We start from the raw sequence: 21,369 nt of genomic DNA, 5'->3' as shown, positions 1-21,369 counted from the left end.
CTTTCTTTCAGGCTTTTATGATACTCTTGCTTTCCTCTATGTGCTACGCAGTGAAGTGACCCATTGTCACAAATTACACAAATGAACGTTGAAGAAAAAAAACTTATTCAAGTGCAGCCCATCACTTACCAAACCGATCTCGCTCAACAGTTTTTTAATCGCATTGAGCAGCGACCATGGGCAATGCTACTTCGCTCTGCTTCGACCCAACATATCGATAGCCGATTTGATATTTTGGTCGCCAATCCCATTGCGACCCTAGTCACTGTCGGTAACGATACCACCATTCAGCAACCGAGTGGTGCGACATCATCACAACAAGACCCTTTTACGCTGCTAGCCGAGCTGCAAGAACGCTATTTACCCGCTGAGGTTTATCACAGTGAGTTGCCTTTTGTCGGCGGCGCGCTGGGCTATTTCGGCTATGATTTAGGGCGTCGGATAGAACCATTAGCAGAACAAGCACAACACGACATTGCTATGCCAGATATGGCGATTGGTCTTTATGAATGGGCATTGATCGTCGATCACCAACAACAAACTGCTTGCTGGGCTGGCATCAATATTGAGCAAGCTCAGGCTTGGTTTGCCTCGTTCGAGCCTCTCTCTCAGCCGCTATTTCAGCTCACCAGTGCTTGGTCATCGAACATGACCGCCCAACAATATCAGCAGAAATTCAATCAAATCGAAGCGTACTTACTTTCCGGTGATTGCTATCAAATTAATCTAGCGCAACGCTTTAGCGCGGATTATCAAGGTAGTGAATGGCTTGCCTATCAACGACTAGAACAGAGCAATCTTGCGCCCTTTTCTGCTTTCATTCGCTTAGAACAAGGCGCGATTCTTAGTGTCTCTCCTGAGCGTTTTTTGCAAGTGAATCAACGAGTGATTGAAACTAAACCGATTAAAGGCACTCGACCACGCCATCAAGATCCTCAACAAGATAAAGCACAAGCTAATGAGCTCGCGCAAGCCGCCAAAGATCAAGCTGAGAATTTAATGATTGTCGATCTGCTGCGTAATGATATTGGTCGTGTCGCTAAACCAGGTAGTGTTCATGTACCTAAGCTCTTTGAAATCGAGAGTTTTCCTGCAGTGCACCATTTGGTCAGTACGATTCGCGCCCAACTTGATGAGCAATATCAAGCGACGGACTTACTGCGTGCAAGCTTTCCCGGTGGATCGATTACTGGTGCGCCAAAAGTCCGAGCGATGCAGATTATTGAAGAATTGGAACCACATCGACGTAGCGCTTATTGCGGTTCAATTGGTTATATCAGCCGTCATGGCAAAATGGATACCAGTATTACCATCCGGACTTTGGTTGCGCATCAACACAAAATTTACGCTTGGGCCGGTGGTGGTATCGTCGCCGACAGTCAATGGCAAGCCGAATATCAAGAAACGTTAGATAAACTCAGCCGTATTCTGCCAATTCTTGAACAATAGGCTAAATTTATAAGAGATATCAAACGACTTGGAGTTGCAGCTAAGCGGCCAATCCATCGATTACTCTCAGCATTGAACTACGCTGTGATTCGGACGCTAACACGACTATCACTTCAAGTCGTAAATGAACATGATGATTAAGCAAACCGATGAGGGTGGATGATTCCATCGGACACCTTTTACCTAAGGAGAACGAGGCATGATCAGTAAACAACAACTGATGCAAGATTTTTTACTCAAAACCCCCGTTGGTTACCATGCCCAGTCACTCAACCGTGCAGCTCACTTACAGTCAGCCTCATTAAGAAAGGCCTCGGTATTGGTCGGGTTTGTCGAACGGCCACAAGGGCTCAGTGTTGTTTTAACTAAACGCGCCGCCCATCTTAAGCATCATCCTGGACAAATTAGCTTCCCAGGTGGAAAATATGAAGCGAGCGATGGCACACTTTATCAAACGGCCAAAAGAGAAGCGCACGAAGAGATCGGATTAGAAGCCAAATACATTAAGATCCTCGGTCAATTGCCTGAGCTTGTGACCATCAGCCAGTTTGCGGTGACACCAGTGATTGCATTCATTGATCCCCGTTATGAAATGTCAATTGATACTAACGAAGTCGAAGAAGTCTTCGAGGTTCCAGCCGCTTATCTTTTCGATCAAAAACATTTACTCAGTAATACCTTTTTAATAAAAAACTCCCTGCATAAAGTCTTCGCCTTACCATATAAACATCATTTTATATGGGGTATGACAGCACAAATCATCCAAGCGCTGCAAAAACACATTAATAGTGATAGATAGCCTTTGAAATGATTAATTTACGTACACCTCATATTATCACTGACCTATTTTTACCCAAAAAAGCAATCGTTTGCCTTGCTAGTTTATCATAAAATGACACCTTCAAATAACCTTAACCAACCCAACCATTAACAATTCCCACATGTGGCACAGTTTTTTCGTGATCAATCAGGGGTTTTTGACATATCATTCAACAAGCGCAAACAATTCATGATTTAGATCTATTTTTTATTGTAAAAAAACCTGCAAAATTGCGCTCGACTTATTTCCTGTTCCCAAAATGAGTAAATTAAACATGAATACAACCACAACGGTTACATCAGCCACACAATCCACTGGCAAGTGGACCTATAAAGATTTTGTATGGTCGCTTTCCCTTTTTGGTACCGCCGTCGGTGCTGGCGTTCTTTTTCTGCCAATCAAAGCTGGTGCGGGTGGCTTTTGGCCGCTTGTCATTCTTGCGCTTATCGCAGCACCAATGACTTGGTTTGCCCATAAAGGTCTCGCTCGCTTTGTTCTTTCTGCAAGTAACACTGACTCTGACATCACCGATACCGTCGAAGAACACTTTGGTAAAACTGGCGCCAACCTTATCACTTTTGCTTACTTTTTCGCCATCTACCCTATTGTTCTGATTTACGGCGTCGGGATTACTAATACCGTCGACTCTTTCCTCGTTCACCAATTTGGTATGGAATCCATTCCTCGCTGGTTACTCTCTGGCGCGTTAATTTCATTAATGACCGCTGGCGTTGTTTTTGGTAAAGAGTTAATGCTCAAAGCCACTTCAGCGATGGTTTATCCTCTGGTATTTATTCTACTGGCTTTATCTGTGTTCCTTATTCCTGATTGGAACACTTCCATGATCGAAACCTCTCCAGATTGGTCTACCGTTCCGCTGATTGTCTGGTTAGCTATTCCTATCATCGTGTTCTCTTTTAACCACAGTCCAATCATCAGCCAATTTACTAAATCACAACGTCAAGAGCACGGTGAGCATGCGGTCGTGAAAACCGATATGATCACTGCTGGCGCAGCAATGATGTTAATGGGATTTGTGATGTTTTTCGTCTTCTCAGTCGTGTTGTCTTTAACACCTGAGCAGTTAACCATGGCACAAGAGCAAAACATCAGTGTGCTTTCATACATAGCCAATGTGCATGAATCACCACTGATTTCTTATCTTGGTCCTATTGTGGCACTTGCGGCGATCACTTCAAGCTACTTTGGTCACTTCTTAGGTGCTCATGAAGGTTTAGTGGGATTGGTAAAATCACGCAGTCAAATGTCTGTTGGTAAAATCGATAAAATCTCGCTCGTGTTCATCGTGCTGACCACTTGGATTGTTGCAATCGTTAACCCAAGCATCCTAGGTATGATAGAAACCATGGGCGCACCAATGATTGCTGCTATCCTATTCATTTTACCGGTTTTTGCGATGCAGAAAGTGCCAGCGATGGCCAAGTTTAAAACTAAACTACCCGTACAAATATTCACAGTTATTTGTGGTTTTGCCGCGATTAGTTCTGTAATCTACGGCGCTCTTTAATCTCTACATCCGCGTATGAGTGAAAAGATACCTGAAGCTTGAAGAATAGCGTGATCAACCACGCGGTAACCTCAAACTAGACAGGTAAAATATAACAATAAAAGCCTCCCTTCACTAAGGGGGGCTTACTTTTGAGGCAATCAATATGATTAGTGTATTTGATATCTATAAAATTGGTGTCGGACCGTCGAGCTCACACACGGTTGGCCCAATGAAAGCGGGTAAACAATTTATTGATGATTTACGAGCAATGGGAAAGTTGCGCGACATCACTAAAATCACCGTGGATGTTTATGGATCATTATCACTGACAGGGAAAGGTCACCACACGGATATCGCCATTATTATGGGCTTAGCGGGTAATACCCCAGAAAAAGTCGATATCGATGCGATTCCAAGCTTTATTGCTCGCGTTACTGAAACGGAGCGCCTTCCTGTTGGCATGCACTGCCATACCGTTGATTTTCCTCGTGAAGGCGGCATGAATTTTCATAAAAGTAATTTGTCATTACATGAAAATGGCATGCAAATTCACGCTTGGGTTGATGATAATCCTGTCTACTCAAAAACCTACTACTCTATTGGTGGCGGGTTTATTGTCGATGAAGAAAATTTTGGTAAAGAGATTGAATCTCCAGTCCAAGTTCCCTATCCATTCACGAGTGCCGAACAACTTCTTGCTCAATGCCAAGAGCATGGCCTTTCTATCAGCACTTTAGTGATGGCTAATGAGAAAACCCTTCATTCAGACGAAGAGGTTCGTACTTATTTCGCCAATATCTGGCGCACCATGCGTGAGTGTATGGAACGTGGTCTCAATACTGAAGGCATTTTGCCGGGGCCTTTGCGTGTTCCGCGCCGTGCCGCTGCACTACGCCAGCAATTATTAACCTCTGAAAAAACCACCAATGATCCGATGGCGGTCGTCGATTGGGTTAATATGTACGCCTTTGCCGTTAATGAAGAAAACGCAGCAGGCGGTCGCGTGGTAACAGCACCAACTAATGGGGCTTGTGGCATTATTCCAGCGGTATTAGCGTACTATGACAAATTTATCCAAACCGTAACCGAGAAAGATTACATTCGTTACTTTGCGACCTCAGGCGCTATTGGTGGTTTGTACAAACGTAATGCTTCTATCTCTGGAGCTGAAGTGGGTTGTCAAGGTGAAGTGGGCGTAGCATGCTCAATGGCAGCGGCTGGTTTAGCTGAGCTCCTCGGGGGCAGTCCTGAGCAAGTGTGTATGGCCGCAGAGATTGCTATGGAGCATAACCTAGGTCTTACCTGCGACCCGGTTGCAGGGCAAGTTCAAGTACCTTGTATCGAACGTAACGGGATTGCTGCCGTGAAAGCGATTAACTCCACTCGTATGGCGATGCGTCGTTCATCGGCTCCCCGAGTCTCTTTAGACAAAGTGATCGAAACAATGCTTGAAACAGGTAAAGATATGAATGCTAAATATCGCGAAACCTCCCAAGGTGGATTAGCGATTAAAGTGATCTGCTAATCTTCCTCAACGATTGATCTTCCCAAGCCTGATACTTATGCATCAGGCTTTTTATTTTCCCTTTCTCCATCTTTACTTAGCTTTACCGAACCGCCGCTTGTTTTATCTCCAGATAACGTTATAAATGGTGATAATCATTCTCTTTTATATGCTGGTTCATTTTTACCATGTCATTCTCTATTACTAAAAAAACGACGCTTACGTTTTTGATCGTCATTCTTATTCTTATCGCAGTGGGTTATATCTTGTACCCCAAAAAAAATGCGACAACCTACGTTACCGACACCGTTCAGCGCGGTAACATCGAAGAAACCGTACTTGCTACCGGAATGCTACAAGCTTCAAAGCTAGTGGCGGTTGGCGCGCAGGTATCAGGTCAAATTGAGACACTGGCGGTCAATTTAGGGGACCCTATTCGACAAGGTGATTTAGTGGCTCAAATCGACAACCTGACCCAACAGAATAAACTCAAAGAAGCCCAAGCATCATTGAACAGTTTAAATGCCCAATACCAAGCCAAACAGGCATTGATTCGTCAAGCTCAAGCTGAGTTTAACCGACAAAAAGCCATGCTGGCAGAAAACGCTAGCTCACAAGCGGATTACGAAGCCGCTCAGACATCGCTTGCTGTGTATATTGCAGAACTTAAACAACTCAAAGCTCAGCAAGAACAAGCAAAAATTAGCGTAGATAGCGCCAACCTCGACCTCAATTACACCACCATCCGAGCGCCAATGGATGGGACGGTGGTTTACAGTGCCGTTGAAGAAGGCCAAACCGTCAATGCCAATCAAACTACCCCGACAATTATTGAGCTAGCAGTACTCGATACCATGACCGTAAAAGCTCAAATATCCGAAGCCGACATCATTAAAGTCACTCCGGGATTACCGATCTATTTCACTATTCTAGGTCAACCGAATAAACGTTATTCCAGTACATTGCGTGCTATTGAACCCGGCCCAACATTAATGACTGGCAATGACAGTAACCTTTCTATCAGTAATGATGAGGCCATTTACTATCATGGTTTGTTTGATATTGATAACCCGGATGGGCTATTACGCATCGGTATGACGGCTCAAGTCACCATTGTTTTACACCGCTCAGAAAACGCACTATTGATCCCCGCTCAAGTGCTGATCAGACAGCCAGGACCAAAGCCTCGCTACCAAGTTCCTGTATTAGAAAATGACCAAGCCGTATTTCGTGATGTCAAAATCGGCCTCAATAATAAAGTCAATGTGGAAATTCTTGAGGGACTTAATGAAGGCGACACACTGATTTTAGGCATGCCAAATACACTCAATAACAACACGAGCCGTCGTATGAGCCCACCGGGGATGCGTTTCTAATGTCAGAAGCTTTATTAAACATAGTCAATGTTTCCCGCCACTTTACTTCTGGCGATGAGACGCTCACTGTCTTAAAAGAGATCGATCTAACTATCGAACGAGGTGAAATGGTTGCCATAGTTGGCGCTTCTGGTTCAGGTAAATCGACTTTAATGAATATCTTAGGTTGCTTAGATACACCAAGTTGTGGTGAATATTGGGTGAATGGACAAAACACCTCACAACTGAATTCTGATCAACTGGCTGAGCTACGCCGTGAATATTTCGGCTTTATCTTTCAACGCTACCACCTATTAGGGGATTTAGACGCCTTAGGAAATGTCGAAATCCCAGCTATTTATGCTGGTTACGATAAACAGACTCGCCATGAACGAGCACGCAAACTGCTTGAACGATTAGGACTAGCCGATCGACTGGATCATAAGCCCAACCAACTAAGCGGCGGTCAACAACAACGTGTTTCTGTGGCTCGAGCCCTCGTTAATGGCGGCGATGTCATTCTTGCCGATGAACCGACGGGCGCACTGGACAGTAAAAGTGGTTCAGAAATGATGCAACTGCTGCAAGAGCTACATAGCCTTGGGCACACCATCATTATCGTCACCCACGATATGCATGTAGCTCAGTATGCCGATCGCATTATAGAGATCAAAGATGGTGAAATTCTCAGTGATCGTATCAACCACTCGACCAGTGACACGGCACTTCAGCCACATGCCCATCATACTCCGCCATTCAAAGCCTCAACTCTCGGTCGTAACCAAAAGTGGCTCGACAATTGTTGGGAAGCGTTAAAAATGGCACTGTTAGCCATGTCAAACCATCGATTAAGAACCTTCTTGACTATGCTCGGCATCATCATTGGAATTGCTTCGGTAGTTTCCGTTGTAGCGCTCGGTAATGGCTCACAAAAGTCGATTTTAGAGAGCATTGCCGCCATGGGCACCAATACGATTGATATTATGCCCGGATCTGGCTTTGGCGATCGGCGTTCAGGGCGAATTCGAACGTTAACCGCAGAAGATGCCCAAGCGCTGCAATCACTGCCGTTTATTGATAGCGTCACCCCTACCGTCAATAGTTCCGCCACCATCAAATTTAGTAATCAATCGGTCACCGCTTCCATACAAGGAGTTGGGCCTGATTTTTTCCGAGTCCGTGGCTATGAACTCGCCAAAGGGCAATATTGGGATCAAACCAGTGTGGATAACTTGGCCCAAGAAGCTGTCATCGATCACAATACATTAACGGCTCTTTTTGCTGATGAGAATCCCATCGGTAAAGTCATTTTTGCAGGTAAGCTCCCCATCCGAATTATTGGCGTGACTGCGGCGAAAGAGAGTGCATTTGGCAATAACGACGCTCTCAATATATGGGTTCCTTACAGTACGATTAATGCACGAATGATGCGTCAAAGCCACCTTAACCGAATCACTGTACGCCTTGATGATAACATTCCTAGTGATGCGGCAGAGCAAGCGATTATCTCTTTGTTAACCATGCGTCATGGTACTAAAGATTTCTTTACGATTAATACCGACACCATTCAACAAAATATTCAAAAAACAACAGCGACCATGACCTTACTCATCTCCGCCATCGCCGTTATTTCATTAATTGTCGGGGGGATTGGCGTAATGAATATTATGCTGGTTTCGGTCACTGAACGTACCCGAGAAATCGGCGTTCGTATGGCGGTTGGTGCAAGGCAGAACGATATTTTGCGTCAGTTTCTTATCGAAGCTGTACTTGTTTGTTTGTGTGGTGGGATCGTCGGAATTGCCCTCGCCTATTTAATCGGCGTCGGTTTTTCCTCATTCGGTAGTAGTTTTACCTTGATCTATTCTACCGCTTCAATCGTCTCTGCCTTTTTGTGCTCAACATTAATCGGTGTTCTATTTGGCTATCTTCCTGCGAAAAATGCCGCTCAGCTAAATCCGATTGATGCGCTTGCCCGGGAGTAAACATGTTACCTGCAACTCAATATTCCAGCTTAGCTTTATCCATGTTGCTACTGCTTGGCTGTTCCGCTCACTATGATCTTGTAGAGCCTTCTGTTTTTATTGCCACTGACTGGCACACACCTCAACAAGAAACCAATACGGTGTGGGAAAGCCAGTGGTGGAAAAACTTTCAAGATCCTAAGCTTGATCTGTTAGTTGAGCGCGTCCTGTCCACCAACCACGATCTTGCATTGGCGACGCTCACTTTAAAACAGGCTCGCTTAAACGCGAATTTAGACAGAGATCAACAGATTCCCGATCTCGCCGCTGGGGTATCCGGTAACCGTTCAAAGGATCTCAATCATGGCGACACGTCTAACAACTATCAGGCTAGAATCAGCGTCAGTTATGAAGTGGATTTATGGGGTAAGCTTTCAGCGACAATAGATGAAAGTCAGTGGAAAGCCCTCGCGACGCAACAAGAACGAGAAGCAACCGCTCAAAGTTTAGTGGCAACCACCGCTCAACTCTATTGGCAAATCGGCTATTTAAAACAACGAATTCGTTTAAGTCAGCAAGATATTGACAACGCTATCCAAAACTTCAATCTTGCTCAAAGTCAATATACTCATGGCGCAACCTCACGCTTGACCGTATTAGAAACCAAACGCTCACTGGCTGGATTGGAAGCGGCACACCGTGATTATCAACAACAATATCGACAAGCCAGCAATGCCTTAGCTATTTTGTTTGAGCAAGATCCCGAACAAGCCGCTATTGAAATTGATCAACAACCCGCTCCGGCCTTGCCTGCTATTTCTGCAGGAATACCCGCGGAAGTTTTGGCACGTAGACCCGATGTCAAACAAGCCTTGTATCAACTTCAAGCTTTTCTGGCTGCCAAGGAGAGTACTCGCCGCAGCTATTTTCCTGCGCTCACACTAACTGGAGCTCTGGGTGGGTCATCGACGGAACTAAAAAAACTATTGAGCGATCCTATCGGTACTTTAGGCGCTGACTTAACTTTGCCATTTTTAAATTGGAATGAAATGCAGCTAAAGCGAGATATCGCACAAGTACAGTATGAATCGGCCATCATCAACTACCGTAAAACCTTGTATGCCGCTTTTCAGGATGTGGATAATGCCTTATCCGCCCGAGAAAATTATCAGTACCAAGCTGAAAAATTAGTTCAGCAATGGCAAAGCGCCGCTGAAGCAATGCGTATCTATCAAAGCCAATATCAGCATGGTGCTATAGAAATTAAGACGCTATTGGATGCCCAAGAAAACGAACGTAATGCTCGAGCCGCTTTACTGGAAAACGACTATCATCAACGAGTAACCTTAAGCACCCTTTATCGAAGCCTAGGGGGGCAGACGATCCTTATAGAGGAAGAGAGTTAGACCCTTTAGCCAAGCTAACAGCATAGCTTGGCTAAAAATCATCCCGTATACACACACCCAGCCGTACAGGTTTCTTTAATTTCGACCTTGCTGAGTAGCGGTAAGCTTGGTTTAAGTTGTTGCCAGATCCATTTTGCTAACACTTCGCTGGTCGGATTTTCTAATCCTTCAATGTCATTTAAATAGTAGTGATCCAAACGATCATAAATCGGTTGAAACGCCGCTTTGATCTCCGCAAAGTCAATCAACCAACCGGTATGAGCGTCCACTTCTCCAGCGACATAAAGACGAACTAAAAAAGAGTGTCCATGTAAACGACCACATTTGTGCCCTTCAGGCACATGAGGTAAATGATGGGCAGCTTCAAACATGAACTCTTTATAAATTTCGGTTTTCATCGTACAACTCAAGCTTAAAAAAAGAGCCGCCATACTACGGAATCTTGTTAAATGAAACAAGCCAAATCCAGTCAAGCACACCAACCAAAGGCGAGTATTATCCCCTAAACGGCTTGCTTAAATCGTAAATCATCATCAGTTTTACGGTAAGAATACGCCATTTATTCCATCAATTTAGCTTTTCGAATAAGAAATCAACAATCAGAGCATATTAAAGGTTGATGCGGACAAATTGACAGGTAATATGTGCCATTGAATTTGTAAAATTTTAGCCAACTCAATGTTTCGCTTTTTTCAATCAACTTGTTCAAATATGGTAACGGTATCTGTCTAAAAGACGCTAATAACTCACACGTTATCGTTATTTCAAGTCGTCAGGGAAGCAACACTTTTGAGTTGAGTTTTTACCTCAATGGAGACGATATTAACCATGACTTACGCGCCTGTAAAAGACGTATTAAGCGGCAAGCTTGCAGTAAACAGTGAAGTTACTGTTCGCGGCTGGATCCGCACACGTCGTGATTCCAAAGCTGGAATCTCTTTCCTTGCCTTATATGACGGCTCTTGTTTCGACCCGATTCAGGCCGTGGTCCCGAATTCACTCAATAATTATCAAGACGAAGTTCTCAAACTCACCACCGGATGTTCTGTAGAAATTACAGGTACGGTTGTTGAGTCTCCTGCCAGTGGTCAAGATTTCGAATTAGCGGCGACTGAACTGAAGGTTGTCGGCTGGGTAGAAGATGCGGAAACCTATCCGATGGCTAAAACTCGTCACTCTATTGAGTATTTACGTGAAGTTGCTCACCTTCGCCCACGCACCAACGTGATTGGTGCTGTTGCTCGTGTACGTAACTGCTTGTCTCAAGCGATCCACCGTTTTTATCATGAACAGGGCTATTTCTGGGTTTCTGCCCCGCTGATCACCGCTTCCGATGCTGAAGGCGCGGGTGAGATGTTCCGTGTTTCGACTCTAGATTTCGCTAACCTGCCTCGCCAAGAAAACGGTGAGATTGACTTTAACGAAGACTTCTTCGGTAAAGAGACATTCTTAACCGTATCAGGCCAGTTAAACGCTGAAGCTTACGCTTGTGCACTGAGCAAAGTGTATACTTTTGGCCCAACCTTCCGCGCAGAAAACTCCAATACTAGCCGTCACTTAGCTGAATTTTGGATGGTAGAGCCTGAAGTTGCCTTTGCTGATTTGCACGATGTGGCTCAATTAGCTGAAGATATGCTCAAGTACGTGTTTAATGCCGTACTTACTGAACGTCGTGATGACCTTGAATTCTTTGCTTCTCGCATTGATAAAGACGCGATTACTCGTTTGGAGCAATTCGTTCAATCGGACTTTGCACAAGTTGACTATACCGATGCGATTCAAATTCTACTTGATTCTGGTCGCAAGTTTGAATTTGATGTGGAATGGGGTATCGACCTGTCTTCAGAACATGAGCGTTATCTTGCTGAAGAGCACTTCAAAGCACCGGTGATCGTTAAAAACTATCCAAAAGACATCAAAGCCTTTTATATGCGTCTTAACGACGACGGTAAAACCGTTGCCGCTATGGACGTATTAGCGCCGGGAATTGGTGAAATCATCGGTGGTTCACAGCGTGAAGAGCGTCTAGATGTTCTCGATGCGCGCATGATTGAAATGGGCATCGACCCTGAACACATGAGCTGGTACCGTGACTTACGCCGCTATGGCACCGTTCCTCATGCAGGATTTGGTCTTGGTTTTGAGCGTTTGGTCTCTTATGTGACCGGTATGGGTAACGTACGTGATGTGATTCCATTCCCACGTACACCACGCAGTGCCAACTTCTAAATTTACTTTTCACCAAAAACCTTCGCTTCGCGGAGGTTTTTTTTCATTTTCCTTAGCGTGATGGTTGTCACTCTTCAATCAGAAAGGTATAAATACTGACAATCAATCTTCTCTCCGCACACGACTTGGCGCTATTGGTAAGCCGCCACAGTGAATGCTGCTAGCATCACGGCAAAGTCAAACACGAAGAGTATCACCTTAACTTTACATGGATGGACATTATGTTTGAAAAAGTTGTCGCAGCACCTGCTGACCCTATTCTTGGTTTAACTGAAGAGTTTAAAAGCGATCCTCGGACAGACAAAATCAACTTAGGCGTCGGTATTTATAAAAACGAAGCTGGTCAAACGCCTGTCTTGGCGACGGTAAAGAAAGCCGAAGCTGCGCTGCTTGAATCGGAGAAAACCAAATCTTATTTAACCATTGAAGGCACGGCTGAATATGGCCTAGCGGTACAGAAATTATTGTTTGGTGAGCAAGCCGACATCATTAATGCTCAACGTGCTAAAACCGCTCAAGCGCCTGGTGGTACAGGTGCGCTTCGCGTCGCGGGTGAGTTTATCAAACGTCAGCTTGGTGATGTCAAAGTCTGGATCAGTAACCCAACATGGGCCAACCACCATGGCGTATTTGGTGCTGCGGGACTTGAAACTACTGAATACACTTATTACAACGCCGAGAAAAAAGATAAAGATTTTCCAGCGATGCTTGCCGACCTTGAGCAAGCGTCTGCGGGTGATGTGGTTTTACTGCATGGTTGCTGCCATAACCCAACAGGGATTGATCCTACGTTAGAAGAATGGGAAATTTTGGCTAAATTGGTGGCAGAAAAAGGCTTACTCCCACTGTTTGATTTTGCTTACCAAGGTTTTGCTAAAGGAGTCGAAGAGGATGCCGCTGGGCTGCGTATTTTTGCTCAATACAATCCTGAAATTTTAGTCGCCTCTTCATTTTCAAAAAATTTCGGTTTGTATAACGAGCGCGTCGGTGCGTTTACCTTAGTCGCCGCCTCAGCCGATGTGGCTAATACGGCGTTCTCACAAGTCAAAGCGATTATTCGCTCCATTTACTCGAACCCACCAGCCCATGGTGCCGCCGTAGTCACCTACATTCTGCAAAACCCTGCCCTGCGCGCTGAATGGGAAGCAGAAGTCGCCGAGATGCGTGAACGGATTCAAGAAATGCGTGAACTGTTCGTTACTCGTTTACAAGAAATCGGCGTTAATGCAGATTTTAGCTTTATCGAACGCCAAAATGGCATGTTCTCTTTCTCTGGCTTAAATAAGCAGCAGGTTCAGAGACTGAAAGAAGAATTTGGTATTTATATTGTTGGCTCAGGTCGGATCAGTGTTGCTGGGATGACGAAAAACAACATGTCTCCTCTATGTGAAGGGATTAAAGTCGTTTTATAAATGGCTTATCTACCGACAGGTTGAGCAAACACAGCGATGAATATAAAGCCAAGCAGAAACAACCTCTGCTTGGCTTTTTTAATTGATATCGACATATAATGTTAATAATGAATTCGCATCGTTATGCCAACTTCATTGATATTTTGCAATTCACCATCTCGATAAGTGACAAGCCCACCTAACGCTAAGCGCTTACTCAACTGATAATCAGTTCTTAATGTAAACACGTATTCATCTTGCCAGTGATTATAATTTGCTTCGGCAAATAAACTTGCCTCCCAGTCGGGACGAATGAGGTAACGTAGCCCAATATCCGCGCCAAAAACGGAGCGAGTTTCATTATCGACCGTATAATCACTGCTGATCCTTAACATCCCCACTCGGGCATGACTAACCAGATCAAGCTTGTCGATTATTGACCAATGATAGCCAGCCCCAAATCGTAAACGGTACTGTTCGATCGTCTCGTCATTAGGATGATAAAAGCGAGCACTGTAATCGGAGATCAACAATACGCGTCGCTCGGCAAGTTGATGACTCACTCCTATCGACAGTGCTGTCGTATTATCACTTTTTCCAGCGGCGTATAAACCACTCATGGTTCCCGACGTCAGCTCTGCACTAAAAAAATCATACTTCAACCGCTGTTCAGCGTGAGAATTTTCCGCGTGTGCTAGCGGAAAAATCGACATCGCTATTATCAATACACTGGTTTTGTTCATCGCCATACCTATTTTCTTTGTCTGGTCTTAGAATAACGGATAATCGATAAGAAAAGAGTAAGCGCTGCCTCAAATCTGCGCTGAGCCACAAAATCGTGTAGACTAGATCATTAATTAAAGAGATAGGGACTGCGAATATTGCCGATCTCGTCCTATAAATACTCAAGCATATTGTGATACCAACATGGTCCAGATTAAGGATTATTTTTGGCTAAAGGAGTCCATTGATGGAAGCAGAATTAATCGAAATTAAAAACTTTCTTGCCCAATACCCGCCTTTTAATGAGCTTCCTGAATCAGCGCTTAATGAAGCCGTTCACCAAGTAGAGATTGCTTATTATCGCCAAGACACCCCAATCATTCACGCTGGCGACCATATTCAAGATTTATATATTGTCCGCAGTGGTGTAGTCGAAATTTATCGTCGTAAAGGGGAATTATATAACCGACTCTCCGAAGGTGGCTTATTTGGACAAATGGGGTTGCTCACCAATAATAAAGTGCGTTTTCCCGTTACCGCGATTGAAGACACACTCATTTATTGCATGCCGGAAGCTATATTTCAAAAGTTATACGATGAATACGATACCTTTGCGGATTATGTTGAAGTTCAAGATAATGCACGCTTACGACAAACCGTATCTAATACCCAAGAACAAAATGATTTAACGACCTCTAAAGTCAAACATTTGCTGACTCGTGAGGCCCCTTTCGTCTATAACGATGCCAGCATTCAGCAAGCTGCCATCAAAATGTCAGAAGAGAACGTCTCTTCGTTACTGATCATCGATCCCAGCATTATGAAAGACAACGAAGACGACAGCAGCCCAGTCGTTGGCATCCTTACTGATCGCGATCTTTGTCGAAGAGTGATTGCCACCGGATTAGACTTCAGCCACTCAGTGACAGAAGTCATGACTAGCGAAGTGATCGCCTTGGATCATAATGCTTATGTCTATGAAGCCATGCTATTCATGTTACGTTACAACGTACATCATCTACCGGTGCTAAAAGAAAATAATCCGATCGGTATCGTCGATATTACCGATATCGTTCGTCATGAATCCCACAACTCATTGTTATTAGTCAGTACGATTTTCCATCAAAATAGCATTGACGATTTAGCGAATTTAGCCAAACAGGTCAAACATGCTTTCGTACGCCTCGTTAATGAAGACGCGAACTCACATATGGTCGGCACAGCCATGTCAACGATTGGTCGTAGCTTCAAGCAACGACTATTAGAGCTGGCTGAAGAGAAGTTTGGTCCTCCGCCCGTCCCCTACTGCTTTTTAGCACTGGGGTCAATGGGACGCGATGAACAACTGATTGTCACTGATCAAGACAATGCTCTGCTGCTGGATGACAGTTATGATGAAGCCTTGCACGGCCAATATTTTGCCGACTTAGCTCAGTTTGTCTGTGATGGGCTCGATCAATGCGGTTATACCTATTGTACTGGCGAGATCATGGCGACTAACCCTATGTGGCGAATGACTCGTCAACAATGGGAAGCCTGTTTTGCCGATTGGATTGATAATCCCAACCCGAAAGCTTTACTGAATGCCTCAATTTTCTTTGACTTAGATGGGGTTTATGGCCGTCTAAAATGGGCAGAGCAACTGAATGGCTTTATTGTCCGCCGCGCCAGACGTAATAACCGCTTTTTAGCGTGCTTGGCCCGCAATGCCTTAAACCGTACTCCACCGCTCGGTTTTTTCAAAAACTTCGTCATGGAAAAAGATGGCCGCCACAATAACTCAATGAATTTAAAACGTCGCGGTACCGCTCCATTGGCGGATTTAATTCGCGTTCATGCTCTGGCAGTCGGCTCTCGAGCGAAAAACTCGTTCGAACGACTCGATGATGTCATCGATGCGGGCATCTTACCCAAAGGACGAGGGCAAGATCTGCGAGATGCCTTAGAGTTTATTTCGATGGTACGTATTCGCCATCAAGCTCTGGATGTAGAAAATAATAATGAACCCGATAACAACATTGAGCCAGAAAATCTCTCTGAATTTGAACGACGTAATTTAAAAGATGCCTTTCAAATTTTGAGTAACGGACAAAACTTCCTTAAATATCGTTATCAAGCGAGCAGCAATTTTAAATAAGGTGAGCATGAAAGGACTATTTCAAGCGCCAAGTATCGATTGGCCTTATAAATATCGAGCGAAACAAAAGCTTGCCCAATCCCCTTTGCTGCAACGTTTTTATCAAGCTGAACTGGCTGATGGCAATTCGGCGTTGGGTGAGATTGAGTTTGTCGCAATGGATTTTGAAACCACTGGGCTTGATACAAATAAAGATGAAATTATTACCATTGGCTTAGTACCCTTCACTTTACAGCGCGTCTATCTTAAGCGAGCGCAACACTGGATCGTTCGTCCTCGACAAAAATTAGACGAGGGCTCGGTGATCATTCACGGCATCACGCACAGTGATATTATGCACGCCCCTGATTTAAGTGAGGTGTTCGAAGCGTTATTAACCGCACTGGAAGGGAAAATCGTTGTGGCCCACTACCATAAAATTGAGCGTGAGTTTTTGGATCAAGCCTTTAAACGGCGAATAAATGAAGGCATTGAGTTTCCAATTATCGATACCATGCAACTCGAAGCGGAGATTCAAAAACGCCTCACCGCAGGGATTTGGAATAAACTGCGCGGTAAGAAACCGCAATCACTGCGTTTAGGCCAAGCCCGACAACGCTATGGTTTACCGGCTTATAATCCTCATCACGCCCTGACGGATGCGATTGCTACAGCAGAACTGATGCAGGCGCAAATCGCCCATCATTATTCACCAGATGATCGGCTTAAACATTTTTGGTTATAGCTTTTCACTGAAGTCGTTATCACTAGTCTCAAGGATCAACATAGGGAGCTTTCGCTCCCTATTATTTATCATAAACAAACTATCGCGAATGACTTAAGTTTGTAGACTGATGTCTTATCAATTAAAGCTTATAACTTAAAGCGACGGATCTCTTGGTCAAGCTGATAAGAAAGTTGTGATAGCTCCGCAGCTTGAGCTGCAGCTTCATGGGCTTCTTCAGCGAGATCGTTCGAGACATCGCGAATGCCTACCGTGTTACGCGTAATCTCAGAGGTGACGGATGCCTGCTCCTCAGCGGCTGAGGCAATCTGAGTTGCCATATCACTGATCCGCTCAACCGCATGATGAATTTGCATTAAGCTCGCTGCTGCAGAGTGCGCATCATCAACACTCGTATCGGCTAGCATTCGGCTATCATTCATGATCCCGACCGCTTTGCCTGTCGTGCCTTGCAGCATTTCAATCATGGTTTGAATTTCTTTGGTTGAGGCGTGAGTACGTTGACTCAGTACCCGCACTTCATCCGCAACCACCGCAAAGCCGCGACCTTGTTCTCCAGCACGAGCCGCTTCAATTGCCGCATTCAATGCCAATAGATTGGTCTGTTCTGCAATCCCTTGAATGGTTGAAAGAATAGTACTGATCTGATTGCCATGCTCTTCCAGCTCTTGAATGACGCCTGTTGCTACCTGCACTTCTTTCGCTAAAGAAAGAATAGAGTTCTGCGTTTGCGACACTTGCTTAGAGCCATCGACACAAGCGGTTACCGCCTCGGATGAGTTTTGCGCAGTATGCTCAGAGTTGTTAGCAATCTCCTGGGTCGCAGCGGCCATTTCATTGATCGCTGTGGCGACCATATTGATTTCATCTTGCTGCATGCGAATACGTGCACTACGTTCTTCAGCATGCGCGGCGGTCATATGCGATTGTGATGAAAGCGATGCCGAAACCTCACTCAATTTACTGACCATGGTATGCATATTGCCAACAAAAATATTGAAATTATTCGCTAATTGCCCCACTTCATCGTCACTACGTGGCTCTAAGCGTTGCGTTAAATCACCATCTCCGGTTGCGATTTCTTCTAATGCTTTAGAAACTCGTAATAAATCTCTGAATAAAAAGCTGACTAGCCAAGAGACGATCAACACCACAATCAAGGTGATGAAAATCGCTGTGATCAACAAGCCGGTGAGCAATTGAGTATGTGCTGCGAATTCGGTATTTTTATCCATCTGCACAGCAAATACCCATGGCGTATCGGCAACTCGATCGAAGTAAAACAAGCTCTCTTGACCGTTATGGTTCAGTGTCATTAGCTGACGGCTATTGGCGGCTTGCTGAATAGCATTCATGGTTAATGCGTTATCGAGCGAACTGACAGGCTTTAAAAGCAATCGTTTGTCTGGATGTGCCAGAAAATAGCCGTCTTGGGTATCAATCAGCATCGCGTAAGCATTATCACCCGCGTCGATACTCAACACATCACTGATTAATTGATCAATCAATACATCAGCACCGACCACACCACGTAACTGACCATTGTGACGAATAGGCTCGGCAATAGTCACTAATAAAGCATTAGTGATCGCATCTTGATATGCCGTGGTAATAATTTGCTTACCCGCATTCGCGGCATCACGATACCAAAGACGAGTACGAGGGTCATAATCAGCTCGGTTGCGCTCTGGATGGGAGCGATACATTTCACCGTTAACAGTACCAAAGAAAATATCGTCAAATCCGCCAGCTTTACGCGCCTGTTGTAAAAAAGGCACCACATCAGGTTGTACGGTATAGTCATTAAAGGCGGTGGAAATATCTTTTCGGATCGAAATCCAATCAGAAATACCTTTCGATGCCGTTTCAGAAATGGCTTGTGCACGGGCAAGTACACCACGACTGGTTTGTTGTTTGAGTTGATCGGCTGACAACCAAGTTAATGCGGCCGCCATCACGACGACCGCTGACAGGCTGGTGCCAATAAGCTTTTGTTTTAGGGTTAATTTCATAGTGAATTATCGCTGATAAAAGGAACAGTTGGGCGGCAAATAATAGCGAGGTTTATAAGCGTTTGCACGCATTATGTAAAAATAAACACCGTTGCAATAACTATCTGCTTTTAATCACATTACCGTCAAATTAGTGACAAATGTCATCATTCCAACATTATTCGTCTATCCACAAAAAAAGCTGGCTCAGCCAGCTTTTTTAAACCTCTATGTATCCACTTGACTTACTTTTTCAGCTCTGTACGCATGCCCATCACCAAACTAACGCACATCAGTAATAAGACAAAAGTAAAGGGTAAAGCCGTCGAAATCGCACCAGCTTGCAAAGCTTGAACGGCCTGCGCACCACCGATCCACAGTAAGGCTATGGCAATCGCCCCTTCCATGATTGCCCAGAAAATTCGCTGTAACACTGGCGCATCCATTTTACCGCCAGACGTAATGCTATCAATAACCAATGAACCAGAATCAGATGAAGTAATGAAAAACACCAACACTAACACTACCGCGATAATCGAGAGTAAAGTCCCCAGTGGTAATACATCAAACATTTGGAACATGGCTAATGACACATCCGTTAAACCTTTTTGACCTAATTCGCCAACACCGCCTATCACCTGCTCAATCGCTAATCCACCAAATACAGACATCCAGATCACAGTGACGGCTGTTGGAATCAGTAACACTGCGGTAATAAACTCACGAACCGTCCGCCCCTTTGATACCCGAGCAATAAACATACCGACAAATGGTGACCATGAGATCCACCATGCCCAATAGAAAACGGTCCAACCTTGGAACCACGCTTCATCTTCACGTCCATGAGGGTTACTTAATGGAATGATATTTTCAATGTACGACATCAATGTGGTTGGAATCGACGCAAAAGTGACCGCATAACCAATCAGAGCAACTAACGCGACAAGTAATAAGGCTACAATCATGTTGATATTAGAGATCACTTTGACCCCGCCATCAATTCCACGAATGACCGAAATCGTCGCTAATGCGGTTACCACTAGGATAACAATGATTTGTAATCCTATTCCTGCATCAAGACCAAACACGTGATGAATACCACTTGCGGCTTGTTGAGCCCCTAAACCTAGCGAAGTAGCAAGGCCAAATAACGTCGCTAATACCGCTAAAATATCAACCAGATGCCCTGGCCATCCCCACGTTTTATCACCGAGAATAGGATAAAAAATAGAACGAATAGATAAAGGCAACCCTTTGTTATAACAGAAAAATGCCAGCGATAAGGCAACAACAGCATAAATCGCCCAAGGATGGAGTCCCCAATGATACATGGTCGCGCCTAAAGCCAGTCTTGCCGCTTCTGGTGTACCGGCCTCTACACCTAATGGTGTTTCATACCATCCCGTAAAGTAAGCAACTGGTTCCGCAACACTCCAAAACATCAAACCAATGCCCATGCCAGCGGCGAAGAGCATCGATAACCATGAGATCACCGAGTAATCAGCCACCGCATCTTTACCACCCAAGCGAATTTTACCAAATGGCGATACAATCAAAGCCAAACAAAAAATCACAAAAAGGTTACCCGACCAAATGAATAACCAATCAAATGAGCCAATAATTTTCCATTTAACCCCGTCTAGTGCATTCTTAGCGGTATCAGCATCTACCAACAGAGTGGCGAGTAAAAATAAACCAATTAATCCCGCACTGATGCCAAATACAGGGTTATGAACATCAAACCCCCACTTCTGTACATTATCCTGACCGACTGTATAGTCGGTACTGTCAATGCTGTACTTGTCTATTCCTTTTGTCATTGATCTTCTCTTTTTGGTAACGACAGACAAAATTCAGTAACCATGACAACGAAATAAATTCACAGACTTACCATTAAAATATATTTCGTACTCATAACTAAAGAATTCATTTAAGGGGGGATATATTACAGAAAATTAGATTAAAATCCACAAAACAAAGTTATTCAGGATAAAAATCGACCATTTTATAGTAAATTATCGCTAAAAGTTACAAGCCACCACCACAATTTAGTTCGAGCTCAAACATTTAATGGGCATTGGTTTACTGGTAAGTAATGTGTGCTATTCACGAAATCGTTCACTCAAATACCTATTGTATCCATGGCATTTCAATCCATCGTTTCGA

At 44.4% G+C, this 21,369-nt stretch carries 15 protein-coding genes; 11 read left to right on the top strand and 4 right to left on the bottom strand.

The window, feature by feature from the left end; translation table 11 throughout:
* Nucleotides 1-81: 81 nt before the first annotated feature.
* The 7 genes from pabB to FKN88_RS01620 all read left to right on the top strand — a co-directional run bounded on the left by pabB (nt 82) and on the right by FKN88_RS01620 (nt 10,008).
* The gene (gene pabB, locus FKN88_RS01650; protein WP_306687179.1) at nt 82-1,449 is read left to right on the top strand and encodes an aminodeoxychorismate synthase component 1; all 1,368 of its coding nucleotides are present in this window, start codon (nt 82-84) and stop codon (nt 1,447-1,449) included.
* Between the two features lie 199 nt (nt 1,450-1,648).
* The gene (locus FKN88_RS01645) at nt 1,649-2,248 is read left to right on the top strand and encodes a CoA pyrophosphatase (RefSeq protein WP_040904333.1); all 600 of its coding nucleotides are present in this window, start codon (nt 1,649-1,651) and stop codon (nt 2,246-2,248) included.
* Nucleotides 2,249-2,543: 295 nt separating this feature from the next.
* Nucleotides 2,544-3,797, top strand: a complete 1,254-nt coding sequence (locus FKN88_RS01640) for an aromatic amino acid transport family protein (RefSeq protein WP_115152728.1) — start codon at nt 2,544-2,546, stop codon at nt 3,795-3,797.
* A gap of 145 nt (nt 3,798-3,942) precedes the next feature.
* On the top strand, nt 3,943-5,304 hold the full coding sequence (locus FKN88_RS01635) for an L-serine ammonia-lyase (protein WP_040904335.1): 1,362 nt from the start codon (nt 3,943-3,945) through the stop codon (nt 5,302-5,304).
* Between the two features lie 167 nt (nt 5,305-5,471).
* Nucleotides 5,472-6,659, top strand: a complete 1,188-nt coding sequence (locus FKN88_RS01630) for an efflux RND transporter periplasmic adaptor subunit (RefSeq protein WP_154168290.1) — start codon at nt 5,472-5,474, stop codon at nt 6,657-6,659.
* Nucleotides 6,659-8,623: a MacB family efflux pump subunit gene (locus FKN88_RS01625; protein ID WP_170905836.1), complete on the top strand. Its 1,965-nt coding sequence runs from the start codon at nt 6,659-6,661 to the stop codon at nt 8,621-8,623. Before FKN88_RS01630 ends, FKN88_RS01625 begins: the two co-directional genes overlap by 1 nt.
* Before the next feature lie 2 nt (nt 8,624-8,625).
* On the top strand, nt 8,626-10,008 hold the full coding sequence (locus tag FKN88_RS01620; protein WP_187985804.1) for an efflux transporter outer membrane subunit: 1,383 nt from the start codon (nt 8,626-8,628) through the stop codon (nt 10,006-10,008).
* A 38-nt stretch (nt 10,009-10,046) separates the two neighbouring features.
* On the opposite strand, the gene queD is transcribed toward FKN88_RS01620, so the two are convergent.
* Nucleotides 10,047-10,406 carry a 6-carboxytetrahydropterin synthase QueD gene (queD, locus tag FKN88_RS01615; RefSeq protein WP_004395344.1) on the bottom strand — a complete coding sequence of 120 codons (360 nt, stop codon included), beginning with the start codon at nt 10,404-10,406 and terminating at the stop codon, nt 10,047-10,049.
* A 430-nt stretch (nt 10,407-10,836) separates the two neighbouring features.
* Between queD and asnS the strand changes: the two genes are divergently transcribed.
* Together asnS and FKN88_RS01605 are read left to right on the top strand one after the other, a co-directional pair.
* Nucleotides 10,837-12,237 (top strand): asparagine--tRNA ligase, encoded by a 1,401-nt coding sequence (asnS, locus tag FKN88_RS01610; protein WP_154168294.1) that lies wholly within the window; start codon nt 10,837-10,839, stop codon nt 12,235-12,237.
* Between the two features lie 221 nt (nt 12,238-12,458).
* Nucleotides 12,459-13,649 (top strand): amino acid aminotransferase, encoded by a 1,191-nt coding sequence (locus tag FKN88_RS01605; protein WP_187985805.1) that lies wholly within the window; start codon nt 12,459-12,461, stop codon nt 13,647-13,649.
* A gap of 101 nt (nt 13,650-13,750) precedes the next feature.
* Here the strand turns inward: FKN88_RS01605 and FKN88_RS01600 are convergent, their stop codons facing one another.
* The gene (locus FKN88_RS01600; protein ID WP_187985806.1) at nt 13,751-14,371 is read right to left on the bottom strand and encodes an Ail and OmpX; all 621 of its coding nucleotides are present in this window, start codon (nt 14,369-14,371) and stop codon (nt 13,751-13,753) included.
* Nucleotides 14,372-14,598: 227 nt separating this feature from the next.
* Here FKN88_RS01600 and FKN88_RS01595 point away from each other — a divergent pair, with 227 nt between their 5' ends.
* Nucleotides 14,599-16,488 carry a DUF294 nucleotidyltransferase-like domain-containing protein gene (locus FKN88_RS01595; RefSeq protein WP_158138402.1) on the top strand — a complete coding sequence of 630 codons (1,890 nt, stop codon included), beginning with the start codon at nt 14,599-14,601 and terminating at the stop codon, nt 16,486-16,488.
* A gap of 7 nt (nt 16,489-16,495) precedes the next feature.
* On the top strand, nt 16,496-17,212 hold the full coding sequence (locus FKN88_RS01590; protein WP_187985807.1) for a 3'-5' exonuclease: 717 nt from the start codon (nt 16,496-16,498) through the stop codon (nt 17,210-17,212).
* 128 nt (nt 17,213-17,340) lie between these two features.
* Here FKN88_RS01590 and FKN88_RS01585 read toward each other — a convergent pair whose 3' ends face one another.
* Together FKN88_RS01585 and FKN88_RS01580 are read right to left on the bottom strand one after the other, a co-directional pair.
* A complete protein-coding gene (locus FKN88_RS01585) occupies nt 17,341-19,224 on the bottom strand; it encodes a methyl-accepting chemotaxis protein (protein ID WP_154168301.1) in 1,884 nt (627 codons plus the stop codon).
* Nucleotides 19,225-19,448: 224 nt separating this feature from the next.
* Nucleotides 19,449-21,023: a BCCT family transporter gene (locus tag FKN88_RS01580; RefSeq protein ID WP_004395350.1), complete on the bottom strand. Its 1,575-nt coding sequence runs from the start codon at nt 21,021-21,023 to the stop codon at nt 19,449-19,451.
* Nucleotides 21,024-21,369: the final 346 nt, after the last annotated feature.

This window comes from Vibrio sp. 2017_1457_13, from assembly GCF_030851525.1.
Taxonomy (GTDB): domain Bacteria; phylum Pseudomonadota; class Gammaproteobacteria; order Enterobacterales; family Vibrionaceae; genus Vibrio; species Vibrio metschnikovii.
This window is presented reverse-complemented; position numbering and strand designations above follow the sequence as displayed.

Coding starts and splice junctions, on each gene's coding strand:
- pabB (WP_306687179.1), top strand. CDS start 82: ATGAACGTTGAAGAAAAAAAACTTATTCAAGTGCAGCCCATCACTTAC.
- FKN88_RS01645 (WP_040904333.1), top strand. CDS start 1,649: ATGATCAGTAAACAACAACTGATGCAAGATTTTTTACTCAAAACCCCC.
- FKN88_RS01640 (WP_115152728.1), top strand. CDS start 2,544: ATGAATACAACCACAACGGTTACATCAGCCACACAATCCACTGGCAAG.
- FKN88_RS01635 (WP_040904335.1), top strand. CDS start 3,943: ATGATTAGTGTATTTGATATCTATAAAATTGGTGTCGGACCGTCGAGC.
- FKN88_RS01630 (WP_154168290.1), top strand. CDS start 5,472: ATGTCATTCTCTATTACTAAAAAAACGACGCTTACGTTTTTGATCGTC.
- FKN88_RS01625 (WP_170905836.1), top strand. CDS start 6,659: ATGTCAGAAGCTTTATTAAACATAGTCAATGTTTCCCGCCACTTTACT.
- FKN88_RS01620 (WP_187985804.1), top strand. CDS start 8,626: ATGTTACCTGCAACTCAATATTCCAGCTTAGCTTTATCCATGTTGCTA.
- queD (WP_004395344.1), bottom strand. CDS start 10,406: ATGAAAACCGAAATTTATAAAGAGTTCATGTTTGAAGCTGCCCATCAT.
- asnS (WP_154168294.1), top strand. CDS start 10,837: ATGACTTACGCGCCTGTAAAAGACGTATTAAGCGGCAAGCTTGCAGTA.
- FKN88_RS01605 (WP_187985805.1), top strand. CDS start 12,459: ATGTTTGAAAAAGTTGTCGCAGCACCTGCTGACCCTATTCTTGGTTTA.
- FKN88_RS01600 (WP_187985806.1), bottom strand. CDS start 14,371: ATGAACAAAACCAGTGTATTGATAATAGCGATGTCGATTTTTCCGCTA.
- FKN88_RS01595 (WP_158138402.1), top strand. CDS start 14,599: ATGGAAGCAGAATTAATCGAAATTAAAAACTTTCTTGCCCAATACCCG.
- FKN88_RS01590 (WP_187985807.1), top strand. CDS start 16,496: ATGAAAGGACTATTTCAAGCGCCAAGTATCGATTGGCCTTATAAATAT.
- FKN88_RS01585 (WP_154168301.1), bottom strand. CDS start 19,224: ATGAAATTAACCCTAAAACAAAAGCTTATTGGCACCAGCCTGTCAGCG.
- FKN88_RS01580 (WP_004395350.1), bottom strand. CDS start 21,023: ATGACAAAAGGAATAGACAAGTACAGCATTGACAGTACCGACTATACA.